This window comes from Kitasatospora nipponensis, from assembly GCF_039528135.1.
GTDB classification, from domain to species: domain Bacteria; phylum Actinomycetota; class Actinomycetes; order Streptomycetales; family Streptomycetaceae; genus Kitasatospora; species Kitasatospora nipponensis.
The window spans coordinates 1-588 of the sequence record NZ_BAAALF010000927.1 but is presented as its reverse complement, the minus strand read 5'-3'; the positions used below and the strand labels follow the sequence as shown (position 1 = coordinate 588).

Annotated in this window: 1 protein-coding gene; it reads left to right on the top strand. The window is 66.8% G+C overall.

Annotated features, from left to right (window positions below; translation table 11 throughout):
* Positions 1 to 65: 65 nt before the first annotated feature.
* Positions 66 to 588, top strand: a 523-nt coding sequence (locus tag ABD323_RS44110; RefSeq protein WP_344447627.1) for a neprosin family prolyl endopeptidase, incomplete at its 3' end; no start/stop codon positions are given.

Sequence of the window (588 nt, the reverse complement as noted above, 5' to 3'; positions counted from 1 at the left end):
CGGACGGCGACATCACGGTCTGGGATCCGTACGTGTTCCGCTCGGACGAGTTCTAGCTCGGCCAACTGCTGCTCACTCGGGGCTCCGGGACGAACCATCAGACGATCGAGGTCGGCTGCCAGGAGTACCACGACCTGAACGGGGACTGGCTGCCCCACCTGTTCGTCTTCTTCACCACCAACAACTACACGAAGCACGGCAAACGCCTGGGCGGCTACAACCAGAACGTGGAGGGCTGGGTACAGGTCGCCGACACCATCCACCCCGGCGCGCTGCTGAGCCGGACCAGCGAGCTCGACGGCCCCCAGCGGATCCTGCGCCTCAAGGTCCAGCTCTGGGAGGGAAACTGGTGGGTCAAGGTCAAGGACACCTGGATCGGCTTCTACCCGGCCGACCTGTTCAGCACCGACGGCCTGCGCTCGGAGGCCGCAGCGGTGAAGTGGTACGGCGAGGTCGCGGACTCCAAGGCGGACAGCGTGACCACCCGGACCGACATGGGCAACGGGCACGGGCCGTACGAGGGCTGGCAGCGCTGCGCCTACATGCACAGCCCCCGCTACCAGAGTTCGCCGCGCGGCACGATGACCC